General features: G+C 63.9%; 26 protein-coding genes. 20 read left to right on the top strand and 6 right to left on the bottom strand.

The genetic code is table 11. The features are described from left to right. Positions 1-12: 12 nt before the first annotated feature. From C7435_RS00260 to C7435_RS00250, 3 genes are read right to left on the bottom strand one after another with little or no spacing between them, the layout of a single operon-like run. The gene (locus C7435_RS00260; protein ID WP_075188500.1) at positions 13-1,248 is read right to left on the bottom strand and encodes an ABC transporter permease; all 1,236 of its coding nucleotides are present in this window, start codon (positions 1,246-1,248) and stop codon (positions 13-15) included. After that, positions 1,245-1,925, bottom strand: coding sequence for an ABC transporter ATP-binding protein (locus C7435_RS00255; RefSeq protein WP_075188499.1), 681 nt, complete (start codon positions 1,923-1,925; stop codon positions 1,245-1,247). Before C7435_RS00255 ends, C7435_RS00260 begins: the two co-directional genes overlap by 4 nt. Next, positions 1,925-3,406, bottom strand: coding sequence for an efflux RND transporter periplasmic adaptor subunit (locus tag C7435_RS00250; RefSeq protein ID WP_170150286.1), 1,482 nt, complete (start codon positions 3,404-3,406; stop codon positions 1,925-1,927). Before C7435_RS00250 ends, C7435_RS00255 begins: the two co-directional genes overlap by 1 nt. Positions 3,407-3,588: 182 nt before the next feature. Here C7435_RS00250 and C7435_RS00245 point away from each other — a divergent pair, with 182 nt between their 5' ends. The 5 genes from C7435_RS00245 to C7435_RS00225 all read left to right on the top strand — a co-directional run bounded on the left by C7435_RS00245 (position 3,589) and on the right by C7435_RS00225 (position 8,850). Next, positions 3,589-3,906, top strand: a complete 318-nt coding sequence (locus C7435_RS00245; RefSeq protein WP_121209592.1) for a hypothetical protein — start codon at positions 3,589-3,591, stop codon at positions 3,904-3,906. 4 nt (positions 3,907-3,910) lie between these two features. Further along, a complete protein-coding gene (locus tag C7435_RS00240) occupies positions 3,911-4,960 on the top strand; it encodes a helix-turn-helix domain-containing protein (protein WP_121209591.1) in 1,050 nt (349 codons plus the stop codon). Positions 4,961-5,043: 83 nt separating this feature from the next. Then, positions 5,044-5,571 (top strand): hypothetical protein, encoded by a 528-nt coding sequence (locus C7435_RS00235; RefSeq protein WP_121209590.1) that lies wholly within the window; start codon positions 5,044-5,046, stop codon positions 5,569-5,571. An 89-nt stretch (positions 5,572-5,660) separates the two neighbouring features. Next, positions 5,661-6,008, top strand: coding sequence for a zinc ribbon domain-containing protein YjdM (locus C7435_RS00230; protein ID WP_075188497.1), 348 nt, complete (start codon positions 5,661-5,663; stop codon positions 6,006-6,008). A 109-nt stretch (positions 6,009-6,117) separates the two neighbouring features. Next, a complete protein-coding gene (locus C7435_RS00225; RefSeq protein ID WP_121209589.1) occupies positions 6,118-8,850 on the top strand; it encodes a M16 family metallopeptidase in 2,733 nt (910 codons plus the stop codon). Between the two features lie 89 nt (positions 8,851-8,939). Here C7435_RS00225 and C7435_RS00220 read toward each other — a convergent pair whose 3' ends face one another. The 3 genes from C7435_RS00220 to C7435_RS00210 all read right to left on the bottom strand — a co-directional run bounded on the left by C7435_RS00220 (position 8,940) and on the right by C7435_RS00210 (position 10,827). Next, positions 8,940-9,302: a hypothetical protein gene (locus C7435_RS00220; RefSeq protein ID WP_147422582.1), complete on the bottom strand. Its 363-nt coding sequence runs from the start codon at positions 9,300-9,302 to the stop codon at positions 8,940-8,942. Positions 9,303-9,811: 509 nt separating this feature from the next. Beyond that, on the bottom strand, positions 9,812-10,105 hold the full coding sequence (locus C7435_RS17375; protein WP_407658332.1) for a TM2 domain-containing protein: 294 nt from the start codon (positions 10,103-10,105) through the stop codon (positions 9,812-9,814). Between the two features lie 95 nt (positions 10,106-10,200). Continuing rightward, positions 10,201-10,827, bottom strand: coding sequence for a helix-turn-helix transcriptional regulator (locus C7435_RS00210; protein ID WP_121209587.1), 627 nt, complete (start codon positions 10,825-10,827; stop codon positions 10,201-10,203). Between the two features lie 24 nt (positions 10,828-10,851). Between C7435_RS00210 and C7435_RS17370 the strand changes: the two genes are divergently transcribed. The 15 genes from C7435_RS17370 (at position 10,852) to C7435_RS00130 (ending at position 19,902) form a co-directional block, all read left to right on the top strand. Then, positions 10,852-11,205: a BcepMu_gp16 family phage-derived protein gene (locus tag C7435_RS17370; protein ID WP_407658326.1), complete on the top strand. Its 354-nt coding sequence runs from the start codon at positions 10,852-10,854 to the stop codon at positions 11,203-11,205. After that, positions 11,198-13,129, top strand: a complete 1,932-nt coding sequence (locus C7435_RS00200) for a transposase domain-containing protein (RefSeq protein ID WP_121209585.1) — start codon at positions 11,198-11,200, stop codon at positions 13,127-13,129. Before C7435_RS17370 ends, C7435_RS00200 begins: the two co-directional genes overlap by 8 nt. Positions 13,130-13,210: 81 nt before the next feature. Then, complete coding sequence (locus tag C7435_RS00195; protein WP_121209584.1) at positions 13,211-14,188, top strand: AAA family ATPase; 978 nt, start codon at positions 13,211-13,213, stop codon at positions 14,186-14,188. Next, a complete protein-coding gene (locus C7435_RS00190) occupies positions 14,188-14,532 on the top strand; it encodes a DEAD/DEAH box helicase family protein (RefSeq protein WP_121209583.1) in 345 nt (114 codons plus the stop codon). Before C7435_RS00195 ends, C7435_RS00190 begins: the two co-directional genes overlap by 1 nt. Further along, entirely contained in the window at positions 14,517-14,795 is a 279-nt protein-coding gene (locus tag C7435_RS00185; RefSeq protein ID WP_147422581.1) for a hypothetical protein, read from the top strand. Before C7435_RS00190 ends, C7435_RS00185 begins: the two co-directional genes overlap by 16 nt. Next, a complete protein-coding gene (locus tag C7435_RS00180; RefSeq protein ID WP_147422580.1) occupies positions 14,795-15,124 on the top strand; it encodes a hypothetical protein in 330 nt (109 codons plus the stop codon). The genes C7435_RS00185 and C7435_RS00180 overlap by 1 nt, the downstream gene beginning before the upstream one ends. 14 nt (positions 15,125-15,138) lie before the next feature. After that, entirely contained in the window at positions 15,139-15,801 is a 663-nt protein-coding gene (locus C7435_RS00175; protein ID WP_121209580.1) for a DUF3164 family protein, read from the top strand. Next, positions 15,798-16,346 (top strand): hypothetical protein, encoded by a 549-nt coding sequence (locus C7435_RS00170; RefSeq protein ID WP_121209579.1) that lies wholly within the window; start codon positions 15,798-15,800, stop codon positions 16,344-16,346. The genes C7435_RS00175 and C7435_RS00170 overlap by 4 nt, the downstream gene beginning before the upstream one ends. Further along, on the top strand, positions 16,343-16,645 hold the full coding sequence (locus C7435_RS00165; RefSeq protein ID WP_121209578.1) for a hypothetical protein: 303 nt from the start codon (positions 16,343-16,345) through the stop codon (positions 16,643-16,645). Before C7435_RS00170 ends, C7435_RS00165 begins: the two co-directional genes overlap by 4 nt. A gap of 205 nt (positions 16,646-16,850) precedes the next feature. Continuing rightward, on the top strand, positions 16,851-17,522 hold the full coding sequence (locus tag C7435_RS00160; protein ID WP_121209577.1) for a gp16 family protein: 672 nt from the start codon (positions 16,851-16,853) through the stop codon (positions 17,520-17,522). 219 nt (positions 17,523-17,741) lie between these two features. Beyond that, positions 17,742-18,098 carry a helix-turn-helix domain containing protein gene (locus C7435_RS00150; protein WP_121209575.1) on the top strand — a complete coding sequence of 119 codons (357 nt, stop codon included), beginning with the start codon at positions 17,742-17,744 and terminating at the stop codon, positions 18,096-18,098. A gap of 132 nt (positions 18,099-18,230) precedes the next feature. Next, complete coding sequence (locus C7435_RS00145) at positions 18,231-18,992, top strand: lysozyme family protein (protein ID WP_121209574.1); 762 nt, start codon at positions 18,231-18,233, stop codon at positions 18,990-18,992. 79 nt (positions 18,993-19,071) lie between these two features. Next, positions 19,072-19,296, top strand: a complete 225-nt coding sequence (locus C7435_RS00140) for a TraR/DksA C4-type zinc finger protein (protein ID WP_121209573.1) — start codon at positions 19,072-19,074, stop codon at positions 19,294-19,296. After that, a complete protein-coding gene (locus tag C7435_RS00135; protein WP_121209572.1) occupies positions 19,284-19,604 on the top strand; it encodes a DUF2730 family protein in 321 nt (106 codons plus the stop codon). The genes C7435_RS00140 and C7435_RS00135 overlap by 13 nt, the downstream gene beginning before the upstream one ends. 1 nt (position 19,605) lies before the next feature. Then, on the top strand, positions 19,606-19,902 hold the full coding sequence (locus tag C7435_RS00130) for a VpaChn25_0724 family phage protein (RefSeq protein WP_121209571.1): 297 nt from the start codon (positions 19,606-19,608) through the stop codon (positions 19,900-19,902). The last annotated feature ends 1 nt before the right edge of the window (position 19,903 follow it).

Here is a 19,903-nt window from a genome sequence, read left to right as displayed (position 1 = left end):
CGCCGGTCCGGGTCATTCGAAGCGCAGCGCGTCGATCGGGTTGAGGCGCGAAGCGCGATGGGCCGGATAAAGGCCGAAGAAGACACCGACAAAGGCCGATGCGCCGATGGCGATGGCCACAATCACCGGGTCAATCGCGATCTCGAGCTGGCCGACCTCGGCATAGATCAGCGTCCCGCCAACCCCGACCACCAGTCCGGCCAGGCCACCGATCACGCACAGCACGATGCTCTCGATCAGGAATTGGTTGCGGACATCGGCGCGACGCGCCCCGACAGCCAGGCGCAAGCCGATCTCGCGGGTGCGCTCGGTCACCGAGACCAGCATGATATTCATGATCCCGATGCCGCCGACCAGCAGCACAATCCCGGCCCCCACCGCGAGCAGCAGGCCGAGCTGGCTCTCGGTTTCATTGCGGGCTCGGATGAATTCGGCCAGCGAACCGACCGCGAAATCATCCTCGGCGCCGGGCTGGATATCGCGGCGGATGCGCAGGAGATCCTCAATGTCGGCGATCACGCGGGAGGTCGATTCCCCCGGCGCGATATCGGCATAGATGGTGGACACCGCGTCGCGCACCGTCACGCTCATGCCGGCGCCGAAGCGCTGGCGCACGGTTGAGAGCGGTGCGAACACAACATCGTCCTGGTCCTGCCCCCAAGAACTCTCGCCCTTGGCCGCGAGCGTACCAATGACTTCAAACGGCTGGGCACCGATACGGATGGACTGGCCGATCGGGTTGGCGCCGTCGAACAGCTCTTCGATAATGGTCTGGCCGACTAGGACATAGCGCCGGCCCGCGATATCCTCGGCGCCGGAGAAAGCTCGCCCCTCATCGATGATCCAGCCGCGGGCGGTGAAATAGTCCGGGTTCACGCCCTGGATACGCGAGGTCCAGTTGATGCCGCCGAACACGAGGGTGGTGCTTGCGGAGACTTCGCCGGACACGCCGGACAGGCCGGCAACCTCTTCGCGGATGGCCAGCACATCGCCATCGGTCAACGGATCGGCGGAGCCGGCACCGCCGCGGCGGCCGCCGAACGTGGACGAGCCGGGCCGGATGATCAGGAGATTGGCGCCAAAACTGGCGATTTGCGCCTCGACCGCCTGCTTCGTTCCCTCGCTGATCGAGACCAGCACGATCACCGAGGCGACGCCGATGATGACGCCGAGCATGGCCAGCGCACTGCGCAGGGCGTTGATACGCAAGGCCGTCAGTGCGACCCGCAGTGAAGCAAAGGCATTCATGAGCGATCCTCCACGATGACACCGTCCCGAAACACGATCTGGCGGCGGGCATGATCGGCCACTTCCTGCTCGTGAGTCACGAGGATAACCGTGATGCCCTCGCGGTTGAGCTGGTCGAAGATCGCCATGATGTCCTCGGACGTCTTGGTGTCGAGCGCGCCGGTCGGCTCATCGGCGAGCAGGATTTTCGGATCATTGACCAATGCCCGGGCGATGGCGACGCGCTGTTGCTGACCGCCGGATAATTGCGCCGGATGATGGTCGGTCCGGTCACCCAACCCGACCTGTTGCAACCGCTTCATGGCCCGGGCCACCCGTTCGCCATGTGGCAGGCCGGAATAGATCAGCGGCAGGCCGGCATTCTCGACGGCGCTGGTCCGCGGCAGAAGATTGAATTGCTGGAAGACGAAGCCGATCGTGCGATTGCGAAAGCGCGACACCGCGTCCGGCCCCAGCGCCCGCACATTCTCGCCGGCAATCCGCAACTCGCCCGAGCTTGGCTGGTCGAGCGCTCCGAGCAGGTTCATCAGGGTCGATTTGCCGGATCCGGACGTCCCCATGATGGCGACATATTCGCCCGCTTCGATATCGAGCGAGACCCCGTTGAGGGCGTGCACGACCTGATCGCCCATTGTGTAGGTCTTGACCAGATCGCGGCATTCGATCAGCGCCGGCATTACTCGCGAACCTCGCGGGCCCGCGTGATGATGGCGTCGCCGGCCTCCAGTTCACCGCCGACCACTTCGGTCTGCTGGGTGTCATTGATGCCGACGCGGATACGCCGCTCAACCAGCATACCATCCGCCTCGAGCACCCAGACCGTCACGGAGCGGGTTTCGCGCGCTTCGCGCTGGATGTCGCGATAGCGGGCCATTTGCTCCGGTGTGAAAACACCCTGCAGCTCGCGCATGATCTCCGCTTGGGCGGCTTCGCGGTCCGGCGCCTCGCCGGCCTGGGCCGCCGCGGCCATGCGACCGAAAACCTGACGGAAAATGGCACCGGCCCGTTCGACCTGATCCGGGGTGAGTTCGAGCTGGTCAGCCATCTGGCCCATCGGATTGCCACCGCGGCCGCCACCGGGGCCACCGCGACCGGCCCCACCCCGTCCGCCGCCGCCGGCGCCACCGGCCTCAACCGGTCGGGTCCGGCTTTCCAGGGCCGGCGAGGGACGGAAACGCAGGGCCGAATTGGGCACGGTCAGCACGTCGGTGCGCTCGCCGGTGATGATGTCCATATTCGCCGTCATGCCGGGCAGCAGGCGCTGGCCCGGATTGGCGGCCGAGATCACCACCGTGTAGGTGACCACATTGTTGAGGGTTTGCGGTGCCAGGCGTATCTGGTCGACGACGCCGGTCAGGTCGAGACCCGGATAGGCATCAACCGTGAAGGAGACCGGCTGCCCCTCGGCGATCTGGCCGATATCGGCCTCGTCGACCTGGGCATCGATCTGCACCTGGCCCAAATCCTGGGCGATGGTGAACAGGGTCGGGGCCGACAGGCTGGCCGCCACCGTCTGGCCTTCATCGACGGCGCGATCAACGACGATGCCATTGATCGGCGCCCGGATCGTGGTGCGTTCGAGATCAATCTGAACGCCTTCCAGGGTGGCGTCACGCTGCGCCAGCACCGCTTGTGCGTTGCGTATCTGGGCGTCGGATACGGCGAGATTGGCCTGCGCCGCCTCGTGTGCGGTCAGGGCGTTTTCGAGCGCGGCCTGGGCCGAGATACCGCGGTCGAACAGCGCCTGGATACGATCATATTCCTGTTGCGCGGAGCGCGCATTGGCTTCGGCGGTCAGGCGGTTGGCGCGCTGCAGGGCCAGTGTCGCGGCGGCCGTGGCGCGATTGGCCTCGGCCTCCCGGATACGCGTCTGGTAGGTCTCCGGATTGAGCTGGGCGATGACCTGCCCGGCCTCGACGGTGTCGTTGAAATCGACATAGAGCGCTTCGATCTGGCCGGACAGCTGCGAGCCGACCTCGACCGTGACCAGTGCCCGTACGGCACCCGAGGCCGAGACGATGCGGCGCACCTCGCCCTCGCTGACCGTTTCTGTCTCGATCACCATCTCGCCGGCGGCCTGTGACCCCTGCGACATCCACCACCAGCCGGCCGCAGCCAGCACTACAAGACCGATCACACCGATCCAAATCCGCTTCATCGACATCATTCCCGTCAACCTGCCCCCGAGCCTGTCCCTGTTGTGACACGAACGGGCCACCCCGATCCGTCGCGCCTGCCGCAGCCATTCGCATCATGTGCAGCGGGCCACAGCGTTCATTGCGCATGTAGCGCGCGACGGGTGTAAAGGCTAATGAGGAATGTGCGCCGGAGTGACCCCACATGTTCGAAGACATCCAGGCCCTGCTCGACCTGCCCGGCATGGGCTTGGCCTTGAAGATCGCGCCGCTTGTCTGGGCGGTGATCTGGATCTTCCTGACGGTGTCGCTGTGGCGCGGCGGTTTTGTCGACCTCGTCGAGAAACTCAACCGCCCACGCTGGGCCGGGCCGGAACGGGTCCGCGCCGTCATGATGATGCCGCTGCGCGCCATGATGCTGGCCCTCGTCGCCGCACTGGCCGCCACCGTGACCACGCTCGGCATCGGTTTCAATGTCGGCGTGGTGATGGGTGTGGTCCAGGCGATCCAGGGCGGAGGCTGACGCGATGAGCCTGATCGCGGCGGTGCAGTTGCTGGCGGCGTATCATGCCGGCGTGCTGACTGCCTATCTCCTGCTCCGCCGCATCTCGCCAAGCCTTGCCCTTCTATGCCTCGCCTTCGCTGCACACATGCTGGCCAACCTGGTCACCGAACAGGCGCAATTGCCGCCACAGGCCAATATCACCAGCGCCTTCGGCCTGCTTTACGGGCCGGGCCTGTGGCTGTTCGTACGTGGGCTTTGCTATCGCCAGGCGCGGCCTAGCTGGCGCGACCTGGTTCACCTGATGCCGGCCCTGACCGTGATCATCATCCGGCCGTCCGATCCGTGGCCGCAGCTGGCCGGATTGCCGCTGCTGATCGGCTATCTCGTCGCCACCTTCCTGGCCTTGCGCGAACACGGACTGCTGACCCGACAGGTTCGCGCCGATGACGATCGGGTCAGCCTGCGCTGGGTCGGTCATGCCTTTTACGCCTTCGTGGCCATCGCCATCTTCGACATTGCCCGCTCCACCTTCCCGGCGGGGCTGTCGGTGTTCGATGATGCCGGGCTGGCGCTGGTCCTTGTCGCTGTAACAGCACTTTTGACTGTGCTCGCCTGGCGCACCCGCAGTCATGTCCGCGACCGGGGGGCCCTGTCGCCGCGCGGACTGGACGCCGGTCGGGCCGGAGCAGCCTCAAAGCCGGACGATGCCGACGCGCTGGCCGATTTCGCCCGCATCGACGACATCGTGCGCCGTCAGGAATTATGGCGTGAGCCGCGCCTGTCGCTGGCCGATATCGCCCGCATCGCCGGCGGCAATACGCGGGATGTGTCGCGCGCGGTGAATGCCGGCAGCGGCGGCAGTTTCTCCGCCTATGTGAACGGGCTGCGGATCGATGCGGTCGACGCAATGATGGCCGACCCCGCCCGCGCCGGCGACACGCTCCTGGCGCTCGCTTTCGAGGCCGGATTCAATTCCAAATCGGCCTTCAACCGCTTCTACCGGGAACAGCGCGGCGAGACCCCGAGCCGGTCCTTCGCGCGGGCCGGACAGGCGCGCGAAGCCGACGCCTGACGTCCCATATCCTGATCCGGGACGACCCGTGTCGAACCGATGGGCAGGACGGGGGTTCATCAAAACGAGTGAAGGACCCCGCCATGACACACCACCCCGCCCTTGCCATCGCGCTGATCACCTGCGCCGCCCTGAGCGCCGGCGCCCACGCCGAAAGCCCGACCGCAACCGGACCGGAACGCGCACCCGCTGCCGCCCTGTTCGGTCAGGACCTGGAGACCCTCCAGCCGCTGCTCGATGCTGCCTGCGACACGGTCACCCTTCGGGAGTTGCCGCTCGAACAAATGCCGATCGCCCGGACCAGTCACATCCAGGCCGATTGCACCGGTCTCGATCATGCCGGCGCGCCACGCGAGGCTGAATTCGTCTTCGCCGATGACGCGCTCGCCTTCGTCTGGGTGCTGACCGAAGCCGAGGAGGCAGTTGGGTTGCGGGCTGCGCTGGAAGCCGCTCATGGCATGCCGAGCCACGACCTGCCGATGGCGACGGCCTTCACCCAATCCCACCTCGCCCTGCGCCATGACACGCCGGAACTTCTGTATTACGGGGCACATGTCGCGCCGATATATCAGGGCTGGTTCGACCAGATGGCGGCGCAGTCGGATCAATAGGCTCTGCGATTGGCGACTGGACGGATGAGGGGCGGGCGCGTTTAACAGACGCACTGCCCTCTCCCGGACCGCTGCCGAGGACGCCTGCCATGGCCGAACTCCCGCCCTGCCCGCAATGCGACTGTCAATGGACCTATGAGGACGGGGCGCTGCTGGTCTGTCCGGAATGTGCCCATGAATGGTCGGCCGATGCGCCGGCCAATGCGGGCGATGGCGAGGCGACGAAGGTCTGGCGCGATGCCAATGGCGCCGAGCTGGCCGATGGCGACACCGTCACCGTGATCAAGGATCTCAAGATCAAGGGCACGAGCCAGGTCGTGAAAGTCGGAACCAAGGTCAAGAATATCCGGCTCGTCGACGGCGATCACGATATCGACTGCCGCATCGACGGTGTCGGCCAGATGGGGTTGAAGACCGAGTTCGTGAAGAAGGCCTGAGTCGGGCAAGCATGCCCGGGGCGCCGTGTCCATTACAGGAAATTTAGTTAAACTCCACGCCCTGCAGCGTCACGTTGTGCACAACACGAAGCAGAGGTGGGAGACATTCATGCCACGCATTCTTGCGGTGACCCTCGCGGCGGCCCTGTCATGGACAGGACTGGCCAGCGCCCAGGTCCCGGACGTCGACATTCCATTTGAACAATTCGAACTCGAGAACGGCCTGACCGTTGTTGTCCATGAGGACCGCAAGGCACCGATCGTCGCGGTCTCGATCTGGTATGGTGTCGGATCCGGCGCCGAGCCGGAGGGCCGGACCGGCTTTGCCCACCTGTTCGAACACCTGATGTTCAACGGGTCGGAAAACTATAATGACGAGTATTTCGGTCCGTTCGAACAGGTCGGTGCAACCGGCATGAACGGCACCACCTGGTTCGACCGCACCAATTATTTCCAGACCGTGCCGACGCCAGCCCTTGAAATGGCGCTGTGGATGGAATCCGACCGGATGACCCACATGCTTGGCGCCATTGACCAGGAGCGTCTCGACGAGCAGCGCGGCGTGGTCCAGAACGAGAAGCGCCAGGGCGACAACCAGCCCTATGGGATGGTCGAGTATTCCCAGCTGCGCGCCCTCTTCCCGGAAGGCCATCCCTACGCCCACTCCACGATCGGGTCGATGGACGATCTGGACGCCGCCTCGCTGGACGATGTGCGTGAATGGTTCCTGCAATATTACGGCGCCACCAATGCCGTCCTGGTCCTGGCTGGCGACATCAATGCCGAAGAAGCCCGTCCCCTGGTCGAGCGCTATTTCGGTGACGCCCCGGTCGGACCACCGCTGAATCGCATCAATGAGTGGATCCCGGAGCGCCGCTACGACACCACCGAAGTGCTCTATGACGACGTGCCGCAAGCGCGCATATACCGCACCTGGGTCGTGCCCGGCCGCATCACCGAGCAGCGCAATGACCTGCAACTCTTCGCCACCGTACTCGGCGGCGGACGCACCTCGCGCCTGTATCAGGACTTCGTCTTCGGTCGCCAGGTTGCAACCCGGGCCGTCGCCTATGTTGAAGCCCATCAGCTGGCCAGCCAGTTCCATATCGAAGTCACACTCAATCCGGGTGAGGACGTCGAAGCGGCTTCGGCCCGGATCGACGAAATCGTCGCCGAACTGCTCGCCGAAGGTCCAACCGATGACGAGCTGGCCGCCGCCCGCACCCGCATCAATGCCGGTGTCGTGCGCGGTCTGGAACAGATTGGCGGCTTTGGCGGCAAGGCCGTCACCCTCGCCGAAGGCGCGCTCTATGCCGGTGATCCCGGCTTCTGGCGCACCCAGCTGGAGCGTCTCAACAATGCCGACGCCGACCAGGTCACCGCGACGGCCAATGACTGGCTGACCACCGGCTCGCATGAAATCACCGTGTTGCCGTTTGGCCAGTATGCCAGCGTTGAAACCGATGCCGACCGCTCGGCCCTGCCGGTGGTCGACTCGACACCGGAACTGGTCTGGCCGTCGGTTGAGACCGCCGAACTGTCGAACGGTGTCGATATCGTCTTTGTGCGCCGCGACGCCGTCCCGGTGGTCGAGATGCAGATGGTCTTCGATGCCGGCTATGCAGCCGACAGTGTCGAAGGCGGTCAATTGGGTCTCGCCAGCTTCACCATGAACATGCTGGATGAAGGCGCCGGCCGGATGGATGCCACCGACATTGCCGCACGGGCCGAAAGCCTGGGCGCCAATCTCAACACGGGTGCCGGCCTGGACACCTCCTCGGTGACCCTGTCGGCCCTCACTTCGAACCTGCGACCGTCGGTCGAGCTGATGGCCACGGTCATCACCGATCCCAGCTTCCGGGACGAGGACATCGACCGGGTCCGCGCCCAGACGCTGAACGGCATCCAGCAGGAAATGGCCAATCCGATCGCCATCGCCCTGCGCATGCTGCCGCCGGAAATGTTCGGCGAGGGCCACGCCTATTCGGTGCCCTTCACCGGATCGGGCACACCGGAAGCGGTCACCGGCTTCACGCGTGCTGACCTTCTGGCCCATCAGCAAGCCTGGTTGCGTCCGGACAACGCCACCCTGTTCATTGTCGGCGATACGACACTGGACGAGGTGACGCCGATCCTCGAGCGGGCCTTCCGTGGCTGGCGCGCACCCGACGCGCCGCTGCCGCAGAAAAACCTGACCGAGGCCAGCAATGCCGACGGCGCCCGTGTGATCATCATTGATCGCCCGAACTCGCCGCAATCGCTGATCCTGGCCGGCCTGATCGGCCCGTCCGGCTCAGTCGACAACCCGGAAGTCTACGCGGCCATGAATGACGCCATCGGCGGCTCCTTCACCGCCCGGGTCAACATGAACCTGCGTGAGGACAAGGGTTGGTCCTACGGTGCCCAGACCCTGCTCTGGGGTGCCCGCGGCCAGCGGCCCTGGATGGTCTATGCGCCGGTCCAGACCGACCGCACTTCGGACTCGCTCGCCGAACTCCTGCGCGAGTTTGACGAGTTCACCTCGACCAACCCGGCCACGGCCGAGGAGCTGCAGCGGTCCGTCAACAACTCGACCCGCTCGCTGCCGGGTCAGTTCGAGACCTCGGCTGCGGTTCGCAACTCGCTGGCCAACAGCGCCAATCTGGGCCGGGACTGGAACTATCCGGCCACGATCACCGCGCGTTATCACGCGCTCGATCTGGAGACAGTCCGCGCTGCGGCCCAGGAAGTCGTTCACCCCGAACAGCTGGTCTGGCTGATCATCGGCGATGCCGCCGAGATCGAAGCCGGTATCCGGGCCCTCGACATGGGTGAGGTGGAAGTCCGCCGCATGGGTCAGTAACCCGTCGGCCACGGCTCACACCCGTTCCACAAATGAGGCGGGCGCCGGAGACATCTCCGGCGCCCGTTTTCATGCCATCGGCCGCCAGATCAGCCGCGTATGATGTGACGGGTCAGCCGTCCTTGCCGGACCTGGGTGCGAAAGCGGGCCTCGTGCAGCGTCGTGCCATAGGCGAGGCCGGCATCGACATCCCAGCACCCGGCCGACACGGTGAAGCGATAGGACCGTCCCGGCGGGATGGTCACGCCCGAGGGCAGGCGATTGAGGCCATAGCTCATCGCCGAGCAATCCGAGATCAACACCGCTGTCAGCGTATGACGCGAGCCATTCGATATCTCGAGCACACCGGTCGGCTCACCCGGCCGGACCAGCGGCCCGCCGGTTATCGTATTGCAGGCCGCGACCAGCCCGACACACGCCACTATCAAGAATGCCCGCAACCACCGCATCACGTCCTCCCCTGTTCAAGACGGGCGGATTATCGGTTGTTGTGTGACGTAGGGTTTGTCAATTAGGCGGGATTATCCGGGGACTTCGGGGCGCATGCGGTTCGCCGCGTAATATCAATGGGATCGAGCGGGGACAAGCAGAGAAGGACGGGAACTCGTCGTGACGCCGTGATTGGCGAAAAAGTTGGTCATCAGCGGCGAAGCCGAATAGCGCTCGGTGAGCCTTCAAAACAACGATTTGCCCCGGAGAAATCGTTCAAATCCTAGGCCTACAAAGCTTTCAAGGCGTTTTAGAGTTGCAGAGAACCGCCATTTCCGCGCACGGCCGAGTTTACCGGAAATGGGTCGCCAGGTTACCACGGATTACTAGGAGCCAGATTCGTCAGATAGCCAATGCCAATAGGCAATTCCGGGCAAATGGTTGTGATGGCAACGAGTAAACTGATAGCCGCCGGAGTGACGGCCATCAGGGTCCATTCGAGCGGTGTTAAAACGCGCTTCCAAGGATCGAATTACGCGCTTTGAGCCGAAGGCTGCCGAGCGCTGTTCATCATGGAAAAGTCTGACTGGAGGCGTGCCCGAAGCCGGTTGTTGTCCGTTTTGATCATCCCAGAAATCAGGAAGGCATCCACGACCCACCACACGAACCCAGGGACAATGAATAAGACCCACGCGAGTATCATCAGGAGGGCAGTGCCAGGGCGGCCAAGGTAGAACCTGTGGGCGCCGAAAACGCCCAAGAAGAACCAGAGCAGAAATGCAGTGCCGCTGCTCTTGCTCTCAGCCGCTACGCGAGTGTCGATCATCATATATTGTTCTGGTGTCACCGTTATTCCCCTTCTCTTCATTCAAGGCATTGAGGGCGTCTGACTATGCCAACGCCCAGCGAGATATGCAATTTTTAGTCGCGATCCGGCATCTTGCTAGTGCTCGCCAAGTCCGCCAGCAACACAGCGATATACTCAGGGTCAATCTTGTAGATGCGGACCAGATTGACGAGATGACTCAAGACTTGCTGCGGTGGTGCCCATTGAATTGCCTCACAGGCGTTCGAGACGATCATGTTCGCCCATGCTAGCTCGCCCTGGTGTCGCTGGTTCCGTTCGCGTTGCCGAGCCTCCGCCTCCTTCGCAGCCTCGGTGCCTCTGAATGCAAATCGGATCACGAGATCCGCCCTGGCACGCAGTTTATCGTCAATATTATCGTCCCTTGAGACACTGACGATCGTCGCGGCCAACTCTGGCACCAGCTCCCGCGAGGCCTCCAACTCTGCTTCCGCAGTGACGACGGCGGCCAACGCTTCGCTCTCAGCGATTCCTGTTGATGCCCCCTGGCGCGACCCCGTGACCACAAAGAGCACATCAGCTCCAACCTCACCAAGAGACTGAAGCGCAGCGGCCGACGGAAACGTGGCGCCCTTTTCCCATTCTATAAGGGTGCGTTTGGACACACCAGCGGCTCGCGCGAATGCCTCTTGGCTCATGCCAAGACGGCCGCGTTCGTCTTTGAGCCTGCTCCCAATGGACATAAATCATCACCTATTCGCGTTGACATGTGCAGCAAACGTCATCAGAGTGCAGATAACTGCACCATTGAGCAATCGTATCGCATTATGTCGCCCAACCCAATGAATTCTCCTGCCACGCGAGCTGACGCCAGAGCGGCGTTTGATTACGCCGGTGTGAGCATCCGCCAATTCGCCCAAGATTTGGGCGTGGACCCGGCGACGGTTCACCGGGTTCTGAACGGTGAAAGCGCGTGTACACGAGGCAATAGCCACCGAGTGGCCGTTGTTCTCGGATTAAAGCGTGGCGTCGTAGCACCGGCCGATTCGGACGCCGCGACTCTGCTATCGACGGCGCGCGATCTCATGTCCCAGGACAGGAGGTCGGATCAGCATGCGTGAGTGGTTCACTGTCTCCGACGTGTTGGAGCTGGACGTGTCGAACGCGACCGTGACGACCAAGGTGGGCTGGAACAAGCTCATCGTGCGTTCGGGCTGGCGAGACCTTGAAGGCAAGGCGCGGCAGGGCAAGCGCGGATGGGAATACCACATCTCGCTTTGGCCGGAGGCCGTGCGCGGCGCGCTGATGCGCTCGGAAGCCCAAGCGATGATCCGCACGCAATCCCTTGTGACCGAAGCCGAGACGCGCACCGGAGCGCTGTGGGACACGTTCAATCGATCCTCACAGACCAATCGCGACATGGCCGCCGACCGGCTGGCCGCCGTCGAGGCTGTCATTGCGCGCGTCAAGGGTGGCGCCACAAAAGGCGACGCTATAGCGGAGCAGGCTATGGCCTCGTCCGTGTCGGCCCGATCATTGAGCCGGTGGTGGGCATCGGTTCGGGACGTGCCACATCAAGACTGGCTTCCGACGCTGGCGCCTGGCTACCGGCCGACGGCGCAGTTTGGGCCATGTCATCCCGAGGCGCTCGCCACGATCAAGGCCGACTTCCTGCGGCCGGAGAAGCCCAGCTTCAACGCCTGTTTCCGCCGCTTGAAGAAACTGGCCGAAGCCAAAGGCTGGTCGCCCATTCCATCGAGCCGCGCCATGCGCCGGCGTCTTGCGGCCGAGGTCGAGCAGAGCGTGGTGGCGACCCGCCGCGAAGGCCGGGAAATCGCCAAGGCGCTCTATCCCGCGCAGCTGCGCGTGAAGGACGGTCTGCACGCGATGCAGGTGGTGAACATGGACGGCCACCGCTTTGACGTGATGGTGAAGAAGCCGGATGGCAAGGTCTTCCGCCCGGTCCTGACCGCCCTGCAGGACGTCTACTCCGGCAAGTTCGTCGGCTGGCGGATCGATGAGACCGAGAACAAGGTCGCGGTGCGGCTCGCCATCGGCGACATGATCGAACGGTTTGGCATCCCGGAACACATCGTCCTGGACAACGGTCGATCGTTTGCCTCGAAGTGGATCACGGGCGGGCAAAAGAGCCGCTTCCGCTTCAAGATCCGTGATGACGAGCCGGACGGGCTTCTCACCCTGCTGGGCGTCAAGGTTCACTGGGCCAAGCCGTATTCCGGCCAGTCCAAACCGATCGAGCGGGCGTTCCGCGACCTCTGCGACGACATCGCGCGCCATCCCATGTTTCATGGCGCCTATACCGGCAATAGCCCGACAACCAAGCCCGACAACTACGGCGCGCGTGCTGTTGATTATGAGACTTTCCGCCGCGCGGCCCATGGCTGCCTGCTGGAGCACAACGCGCGCACCGGGCGCAATACTAGCACCACACGCGGCCGCAGCTTCGACGAGACGTTCGAGGCGTCAATGAATGAGCCGGCGACGGTCGTTCGCCGCGCCGCGCCGGCACAGCGCGCCCTGTGGCTGCTGATGGCGGAAGCCATCACCGCCCGCAAGCCATCCGGCGAGATTCATCTGATGGGCAACCGGTACTGGTCAGAGGCGATGGTCGAGCACGCCGGCAAGAAGGTCTGTGTCCGGTTCGATCCGGACGATTTGGCCCGCCCGGTCGAAGTGTTCGCCATGGATGGCGTCAAACTTTGCGACGCCCAGGCGGTCGAAGCGGTCAACTTCCTCGATGCCGAGGCCGCCGGACGCCATGAACGGGCGCGCCGCGACTTCCTGAGGAAGCAAAGAGAGCTGGCCAAAATGCACGTGACGATGACGCCGGAAGAGTTGGCGCGTCTCTACGCGCCGCCCTCCGCCGACACACCTGATGACCCGATTTATCCGGCCGTGACGCGCCTGGCGTCCGCCGATCAACGCCCCGTGCCGAATGAAGACCGGGCGGAATGGACTGATGAGGACGAGGCCGCCTTCGTGAACGTGGTCGGAATGATGACCCGGCGACTGGCGAGCGACTGACGAAATTCCCTCCGGCGTCCAGGCACGGACGCCGGAGGGCTGAACGGCGAAAGCCATCCATAGCAAGACGGAGAGACGTACATGGTAGATACTTCAATCACAACCACCCCGGTGGCGATCGCCGACCGAGAGGGTTGGGCCGACCTGGTCAAACGTGTGAATGATTTGGCCGACGCACGCGGCTGGTCGAAGGCTGAGGTGTCGCGCCGCAGCGGCATTGCCCAGGGCACGCTCAGCCAATACCTCAGCGGCAAGTACGCCGGCAGCTATGAGGCGATCAGCGGGAAAATCCGCAACTGGCTCGACCAGGCCGACGCGGTCGAGGAATTGGCGGCGAGCGTACCCGTCTCGCCGGACTTTCTTGATCTCGGTTTCGCCCAGTCTGTCATGTCGACACTGGCGATCGCGCAAGTGATGCCGGCGATGGTGATGATTACGGCCGACGCCGGCAACGGCAAGACGATGGCGGCCCGCCGCTATGTCGAGACGCGGGCCAACACCTTCCTCGTCACCATGACACCGCACACGCGGTCGATCCACAACATGCTGGCCGAGATCGCGGCGGAGATTGGCGTTGAAGAGAAATCCTCCGGCAAGCTGGTCCGGGCGATCGGCAAGCGCGTTGAACGGGTCGGCGACGGCACCCTCCTGATCATCGACGAAGCGCAGAACCTGTCAGACGAGGCGATCAACCAGCTGCGGTGCTTCGTCGACAACTACCGCTGCGGCATCGCCCTGGTCGGCAACCGCGAGACCTATGGGCGTTTCGCGAGCTGGGGCCAAGGCGACCAGTACGGCCAGTTGCGCCGCCGCGTTTTCCGCCGCATTCGCCGTGACAAGCCGAGCAAGGAAGACTTGACCGCCTTCGTATCGGCTTGGGGCGTCACTGACCCGAAGCAGGTGGAGTTCCTGACCGGTGTCGGCCTCAAGCCGGGCGCGCTCGGACAGATCGACATGACGATCAAGCTTGCCCGGCTGACCGCCGAAGGGCGCGGCCGCGCCGTCACGCTCGCCGACCTCAAGTCGGCCTGGGCCAATCGCGACGTGGAGACTGCGTGATGGCTGACGGCATGACACACATGATGTCGGACCGCATCGCCATGGTTCGCGACGACATCGACAAGCTTCAGCGCTTGGCGCTGGAATTGGAGAACGAGGTCTCCAAGCTCAGGTGGAACGAAAAGGCTCGCGAAGAGCGGGTTGTCGAGCCTGGCGACCAGGCTGTTGCGTCCGGGAGCGTGACCGGGCTCGATTTGACGATCGAGGCCGCAATCCGGGCCGGCCGTCGGCTGTCTGAGGACGTGAATACCCACAACGAGGCCGCGTCGATCCAAAGCGTGATCGCAGCGCTGCTCGCCCTCTCCGCAGCCTGGCAGGAGGGACCGTCATGCACGAAGGCATAAGCCATCTTGGCACGAACAGCGCCGTCGAGCCGGTGCCTGCCGGCTCGGTTTGGGGCGTCGATGTCATGAGCAATCCGGCCATCCCGGAAGGCGTGATTTGCGTCGTGCCATCCGGCGCGACCCTGACAGATCGACGCGTCCGGATATCGGCGATCGATCCGTGCTTCCTGCCGGCCGCGCGCCGCCTGGCCTTCCAGTTGGCAGCAATGCGGGACGGCAAGCCCGGCTTCCATTTTTCCCTACCTGACGAGGAGGTCCTCTGATGGTTCACGACGTGGAAATTCACACTGCGGAGTCCGGCGTAATGGCGATGTCCACGCGGCTCGACCGATGGGCCGAAGTGGAAAACCGGCATGCCCTGCAGTGCGGCAAGTCCTGGGCACTGGCGATCCCGGTTCTGGTCAATTCCCTCATTCCCGACGGCGTCTTTTGCGTCGTTCCCAAAGGCGGCGACCTTCGTGACCCGGACGTGAAGGTCGGTGCGATCAGCGACCTTCACAGGAAGGCCGCTGAGGGGTTCGCCAACATGCTCCGCGCCTATCAGGCCGACCGGCGCGCCAGCATTCCATTCAACAGATTTCACATGCAATAAAAGGAATTGTTCTGATGTCGCAACTCAACACACTGCCCGCGCCCGGCGAGACCATCGTGAATGGCAGCCGCTATATGCGCGACGCGAAGGGCAGCCTGGTCCCGGTCGAGGCGATCAAGCCTGCTCACAAGCTGGAAGACGAGATGCTCCGCAAGATCATGGGGCATGCCCGCGATTTGTCGGCGCAAATTGCCCGATTCCGCGGGCACACCTTCACTGACCTGGGCGAGTTCGACGCGCTGCTGGAGCAGGAATACGGCTCTACGCGCGGCGGCAAGAAGGGCAACCGGACCTATCAGAGCTTTGACGGCCTGATGAAAGTCTCGGTCTCGGTCGCCGACCACATCGACTTCGGCCCGCAGTTGCAGATCGCCAAGCAGCTGATTGACGAGTGCCTGAATGAATGGGCGGCGGACAGCCGGCCGGAGCTTCGCGCCATCGTGACGCGGGCTTTCAACACTGACCGGCCCGACCAGGTCAATCGCGGCGAGATTTTCATGCTGCTGCGCCTGGCGATCGAGGACCCTCGCTGGCTGCGGGCGATGGAAGCGATCCGGGAAGCGATGCGCGTGACCGGGTCCAAGACCTACCTGCGCTTCTATCAGCGCCCGGCGCCAGACGCGCCCTGGGAAGCAGTGACGATCGACATGGCCAAGGCGAAAGGCGGTGCGTCATGACTCCTCAAGAACGCGCCATCGAGAGCTGCGCCGGCCATGTGGTGCAGACCGATCAGTCTACCTGCTTTCGCTTCTCGACACCGGACCAGCAGCCATACTGGTTCTTTGTGTGCTGGGTACCGGGTCATGTGTTCATCGGCGGTGACATAGGGAGCATCACCTTTGTCCACTACCATGCTTTCCAGTCCATGCGCTCCGCCATGGATTGGCTGTCGGGCGACGACGACACCTACCAGCTCGGGAAGACTGACGTCCAGATGGTGCTGGATGTCGATCAGACCCGCGCTCAAGTGAAGGAGTTTGAGCGGGAAGCCGAAGAGTATGGCGAGCCAACAGGCGGCTTCGCCGAGCTTCTGGATCAGATCGTCGCAGGCAACGAGCACGCGATTCCAGCGGCCCTTGCGGAGGCAGAATGTGTCAGTGATTACTACGGCACCGAAGACTATGGCTGGAAGCCCCGCTTCCAGCTCGCCTGTGCCCGTCTTGCGGCCAAGGCCTGGCTTACCGCCAATCCGGCCTGCGTTGATGAGCGGGGGGCGTCATGAGCACTCCCGATTACACCGTCCAGACGGCGGGGCGTCACCAATACGCCGTGTTCAACGGTCGCGGCGAGCGGGTATCCGGCCTCTATGACTGCCGGCAGGAAGCGATCACACGGGCCGACAGCCTGATCCGCAAAGGACGTCGCAGCGAGCGGCCCTGTCTGACCTGCGAGCGCCCCTTCATGTCGGACGGCCCACACAATCGCATGTGTGACCCCTGTCGCCGCGATGCAGCCGGCAAGGCCTATCTGGGCGATCCGTCGATGACCCACATCACCACCGGCGGAGGGCTGTCGTCATGACAACGAAGCGTCACGGCAGAAGATCGGGCGCCCGCACGCTGTGCCCGATCTGTGGCCGCCGCCTGCGCGGCAAGAAGGGGCTGAAAATGCACATGGAGGCCGAGCACCCGTCCGACTTCGTTGGCGGGGCGGTATCGGCATCGTCCGTCGGTGTCAGCGAGCAAGGCCCGGAGTTTGTCATCCCACAATCAAGGGGGCGGGACTCATGAGCGCGATCGCCGCCATGCACGTGGCTAAGAAGCAGCTCGGCCTGGACGAGGACAGCTATCGCAGCGTCCTCCAACAGGTCACCGGCAAGACGTCTGCCAAGGACATGTCCGAGGGCGACCGGCACCGTGTGCTGGCCCGCTTCCGCGAGATGGGCTTCGGGACGGGTTCAACGGCCCGTAAAGGGGGGCTTGAAGGGCCTTACGCGAAGAAGCTGCAGGCGCTCTGGATCGCGGGCTGGAACCTTGGTCTGGTCCGCGACCGGAAGGACTCGGCGCTTGTCGCCTTCGTCCGGCGGCAAACCGGCATCGACCATGTCCGCTTCCTGCACGAACCGGACGATGCGGCCAAGGCGATTGAAGCGCTCAAGGCGTGGATGGCGCGCGAGGCCGGGGTGGAATGGAACCCCGGCCGGCATGCCGAAGCTTGGGCGTGCCGACCCGGCTATCGGATCGCCTTGGCGCAATTCGCCATCCTGAAACAGGAGATGGCGAAGAACATGCCGACATATGTGCCGACGCAGGCCGATCTGACCGCTCGCAATCAGACGCTGACGCTGTGGATGCAATCGCGCAAGTACGGGACGCCCGCCACGGTGATCGACACCGAATGGCACGCCGTCATGAACGAGCTGGGGCGATTGCTCCGCGACTTGAAGCGAGCGGCCTGACCATGGCCAGCGGCGCGCCCCTTCTGACATGGCGTCAGGACGTGCCGTTGGCAGCGATAGCCGCAGACCGGACGGCCTTGATGGACCGGATCAAGCGGCTTCCCCCAATGAGCCACAAGCGCGTCGAGCTGATCGCCCGCCTGAAGGCTCTCACGGCCGAGGCCTTGCGCCTTGAAACGAGAACGCCGGCACCTGTCGGCAGAGAAGTGAGCTGAGAGCATGAGAGACGCCGAACAAGTCCCGGCCAATCTGCAGCCTTATGTCGATGCCCTGGGCGCGGAGGAAGCCGAACGCTTCTTTCTCGCCCTTGGTGGGTCGGACATCTACTTGCCAATCAAATCGAGTCCGCGCAGCCTTGCGGCTCGCACGATCGGAGCTGACCGGGTGGAGAAGCTTGCGGACGCGATGGGCGCGGGATACTACAAAGTTCCGTTGGCCCGACAATGGATTGCCCGGTCGATGGAAGCACGCGGCGCGAGCTATGCCGAGATCGCCCGCACGGTTCGCGCCGATGTCGCGACCGTGCGCAAATGGCTCGGCCCTCGCGAGACCCACCAACAACCCCAACTTTTCTAGCCGGGCCTTGCCCGCGCATCCGCGCGTATGAACGCGGATCGCTGTAGCTGCCAGATTTGCCACCGTATCGCCCTCCTTCGGCCCAGCTGGCCGGGGAGGGTTTCGGCAACAAGGCAGGGACGGCCTCCAGCAATGTCTGAAATCTTCACGCTTTACCGACCGTTGCTGGACCTGATCGGTCGCTCCGAAGGGACCGACCGACGCGAGGGCTATAACGAGACCCTCGGTTATGGCCGCTATACGAGCGGTGACCGCTTTCTTTGCGGCATGACCCTGGACGAGATCGACAACCTCCAGACGTCCATGCTCGGCCACCCCGACAACAAGTGGCAGTCGTCCGCGCTCGGGCGCTATCAGATCGTCCGCACGACGCTGCGGGCGCTTCGGCGTGATCATGGCCTGAACGGCTCGGACCTTTTCGACAACTTCATGCAGGATCGCCTGGCCGTTCAGCTCTTGATCGGGCGTGGCATGGACCGTTTCCTCGCCAAGACCCTCTCCGAGAATGACTTCGTCAATGCCCTGGCACGCGAATGGGCGAGCCTGCCGACGATGGCCGGCGTGGGATATTATGGCGGCCAGAACGCGCACGTCAGCGTTGATGATGTGCGCGCGGCCCTGGCCGAGTGCCGGCGACGGTTCGGTGCGGGCGCGTTCGCCGAAGGCTCGCCGCCTGTCGAGCCTGTGGAGACCAAGGGCGATGTCGCGGTCGCCGGAGTAGTCGGGACGGTCGGTGCGGCGGGTTTGGTAGCGGCGGGCGCAATCGCGCCGGTATCGACACCGACGTCGATTGCCGATCCGGTGCAGGGTTATGGCCTTGCGTTTGCGGGTATCGCGGCCGGTCTGGTCCTTATCGCTATTGCGGTCCTCATCGTGCGGAGGCGCCGCACCTGATGCGACTGGACGCTGTGATTGCCTTACCCTCAACCGCCTCGCGCGACAAGTTTTGTCACCCACTCAAGGGGAGAGTGTGATGGGGCCGAGCGACGCCGAAATCGAACGCGCCGAGGCGAAGGTCGCTGCCGAACGTGACCTTGCCGTCCGACGCATCAGCGCCGCCCTTGATGGCGATGGCTGTGATGACTGCAAGAATTGCGGGGAGGCGATTTCGCCAGCCCGGCGCGCTGCCTATCCGGCCGCGAAGAATTGCCTTGATTGTGCGCAGGACGGGGAGAATGCACGCCGATGGATGAGGTGAAGGGATGGGCTGGCGTTCTCGCCACGCTGCTGTCGATCGGGTCGATTGTCTACACGTGGCTCACCGCGACCGGCCGCGCCAACGGGGCGAAACTGGACGAACACGGCGCCGCCCTGGCCGACCACGACCGGCGTATCCAGGCCGTGGAAGTCGAGCTGAAACATCTGCCAACCAAGGAAGATGTGGCCGAGGTCAAGCTCGCGATCAGCGAATTGAATGGTCGGCTGGGCCGGATTGAAGAAAGCGGCCAGGGAACGAGCCGCGCGGTTCGCCGAATTGAGGAATACCTGCTGAAGGAGCGTGGGTGAAATGGCATTCGAAGAGCACCTGGTCGAAGACGCACGCCTTGTCATTCTCAAGGAATTGGCGAGCCAGAACGACAACAGGTTGAGCGAGACCATGCTCGGCCATGTGCTGCAGATTTTCGGCCACACCCGCTCACGCGAGTGGGTGCGGGCGCAACTGCGCAAGCTCGAAGAGATGGGCGCGGTCAAGCTGACTGAAGTCGGCACCGTTGTGGTTGCGGATCTGGCGCAGGCCGGGCTGGACCATGTCGAGCGTCGGGCCTTCCTCGACTTTGTCCGCCGCCCCGGCCTGGAGGCCTGAT

It is taken from the genome of Maricaulis maris, assembly GCF_003634045.1.
Taxonomy (GTDB): Bacteria; Pseudomonadota; Alphaproteobacteria; order Caulobacterales; family Maricaulaceae; genus Maricaulis; species Maricaulis maris.
This window is presented reverse-complemented; position numbering and strand designations above follow the sequence as displayed.

Bases quoted from the DNA above. Each gene is read 5' to 3' on its own strand.
- C7435_RS00260 (WP_075188500.1), bottom strand. From the start codon at position 1,248: ATGAATGCCTTTGCTTCACTGCGGGTCGCACTGACGGCCTTGCGTATC.
- C7435_RS00255 (WP_075188499.1), bottom strand. From the start codon at position 1,925: ATGCCGGCGCTGATCGAATGCCGCGATCTGGTCAAGACCTACACAATG.
- C7435_RS00250 (WP_170150286.1), bottom strand. From the start codon at position 3,406: ATGAAGCGGATTTGGATCGGTGTGATCGGTCTTGTAGTGCTGGCTGCG.
- C7435_RS00245 (WP_121209592.1), top strand. From the start codon at position 3,589: ATGTTCGAAGACATCCAGGCCCTGCTCGACCTGCCCGGCATGGGCTTG.
- C7435_RS00240 (WP_121209591.1), top strand. From the start codon at position 3,911: ATGAGCCTGATCGCGGCGGTGCAGTTGCTGGCGGCGTATCATGCCGGC.
- C7435_RS00235 (WP_121209590.1), top strand. From the start codon at position 5,044: ATGACACACCACCCCGCCCTTGCCATCGCGCTGATCACCTGCGCCGCC.
- C7435_RS00230 (WP_075188497.1), top strand. From the start codon at position 5,661: ATGGCCGAACTCCCGCCCTGCCCGCAATGCGACTGTCAATGGACCTAT.
- C7435_RS00225 (WP_121209589.1), top strand. From the start codon at position 6,118: ATGCCACGCATTCTTGCGGTGACCCTCGCGGCGGCCCTGTCATGGACA.
- C7435_RS17375 (WP_407658332.1), bottom strand. From the start codon at position 10,105: ATGATCGACACTCGCGTAGCGGCTGAGAGCAAGAGCAGCGGCACTGCA.
- C7435_RS00210 (WP_121209587.1), bottom strand. From the start codon at position 10,827: ATGTCCATTGGGAGCAGGCTCAAAGACGAACGCGGCCGTCTTGGCATG.
- C7435_RS17370 (WP_407658326.1), top strand. From the start codon at position 10,852: ATGTGCAGCAAACGTCATCAGAGTGCAGATAACTGCACCATTGAGCAA.
- C7435_RS00200 (WP_121209585.1), top strand. From the start codon at position 11,198: ATGCGTGAGTGGTTCACTGTCTCCGACGTGTTGGAGCTGGACGTGTCG.
- C7435_RS00195 (WP_121209584.1), top strand. From the start codon at position 13,211: ATGGTAGATACTTCAATCACAACCACCCCGGTGGCGATCGCCGACCGA.
- C7435_RS00190 (WP_121209583.1), top strand. From the start codon at position 14,188: ATGGCTGACGGCATGACACACATGATGTCGGACCGCATCGCCATGGTT.
- C7435_RS00185 (WP_147422581.1), top strand. From the start codon at position 14,517: ATGCACGAAGGCATAAGCCATCTTGGCACGAACAGCGCCGTCGAGCCG.
- C7435_RS00180 (WP_147422580.1), top strand. From the start codon at position 14,795: ATGGTTCACGACGTGGAAATTCACACTGCGGAGTCCGGCGTAATGGCG.
- C7435_RS00175 (WP_121209580.1), top strand. From the start codon at position 15,139: ATGTCGCAACTCAACACACTGCCCGCGCCCGGCGAGACCATCGTGAAT.
- C7435_RS00170 (WP_121209579.1), top strand. From the start codon at position 15,798: ATGACTCCTCAAGAACGCGCCATCGAGAGCTGCGCCGGCCATGTGGTG.
- C7435_RS00165 (WP_121209578.1), top strand. From the start codon at position 16,343: ATGAGCACTCCCGATTACACCGTCCAGACGGCGGGGCGTCACCAATAC.
- C7435_RS00160 (WP_121209577.1), top strand. From the start codon at position 16,851: ATGAGCGCGATCGCCGCCATGCACGTGGCTAAGAAGCAGCTCGGCCTG.
- C7435_RS00150 (WP_121209575.1), top strand. From the start codon at position 17,742: ATGAGAGACGCCGAACAAGTCCCGGCCAATCTGCAGCCTTATGTCGAT.
- C7435_RS00145 (WP_121209574.1), top strand. From the start codon at position 18,231: ATGTCTGAAATCTTCACGCTTTACCGACCGTTGCTGGACCTGATCGGT.
- C7435_RS00140 (WP_121209573.1), top strand. From the start codon at position 19,072: ATGGGGCCGAGCGACGCCGAAATCGAACGCGCCGAGGCGAAGGTCGCT.
- C7435_RS00135 (WP_121209572.1), top strand. From the start codon at position 19,284: ATGGATGAGGTGAAGGGATGGGCTGGCGTTCTCGCCACGCTGCTGTCG.
- C7435_RS00130 (WP_121209571.1), top strand. From the start codon at position 19,606: ATGGCATTCGAAGAGCACCTGGTCGAAGACGCACGCCTTGTCATTCTC.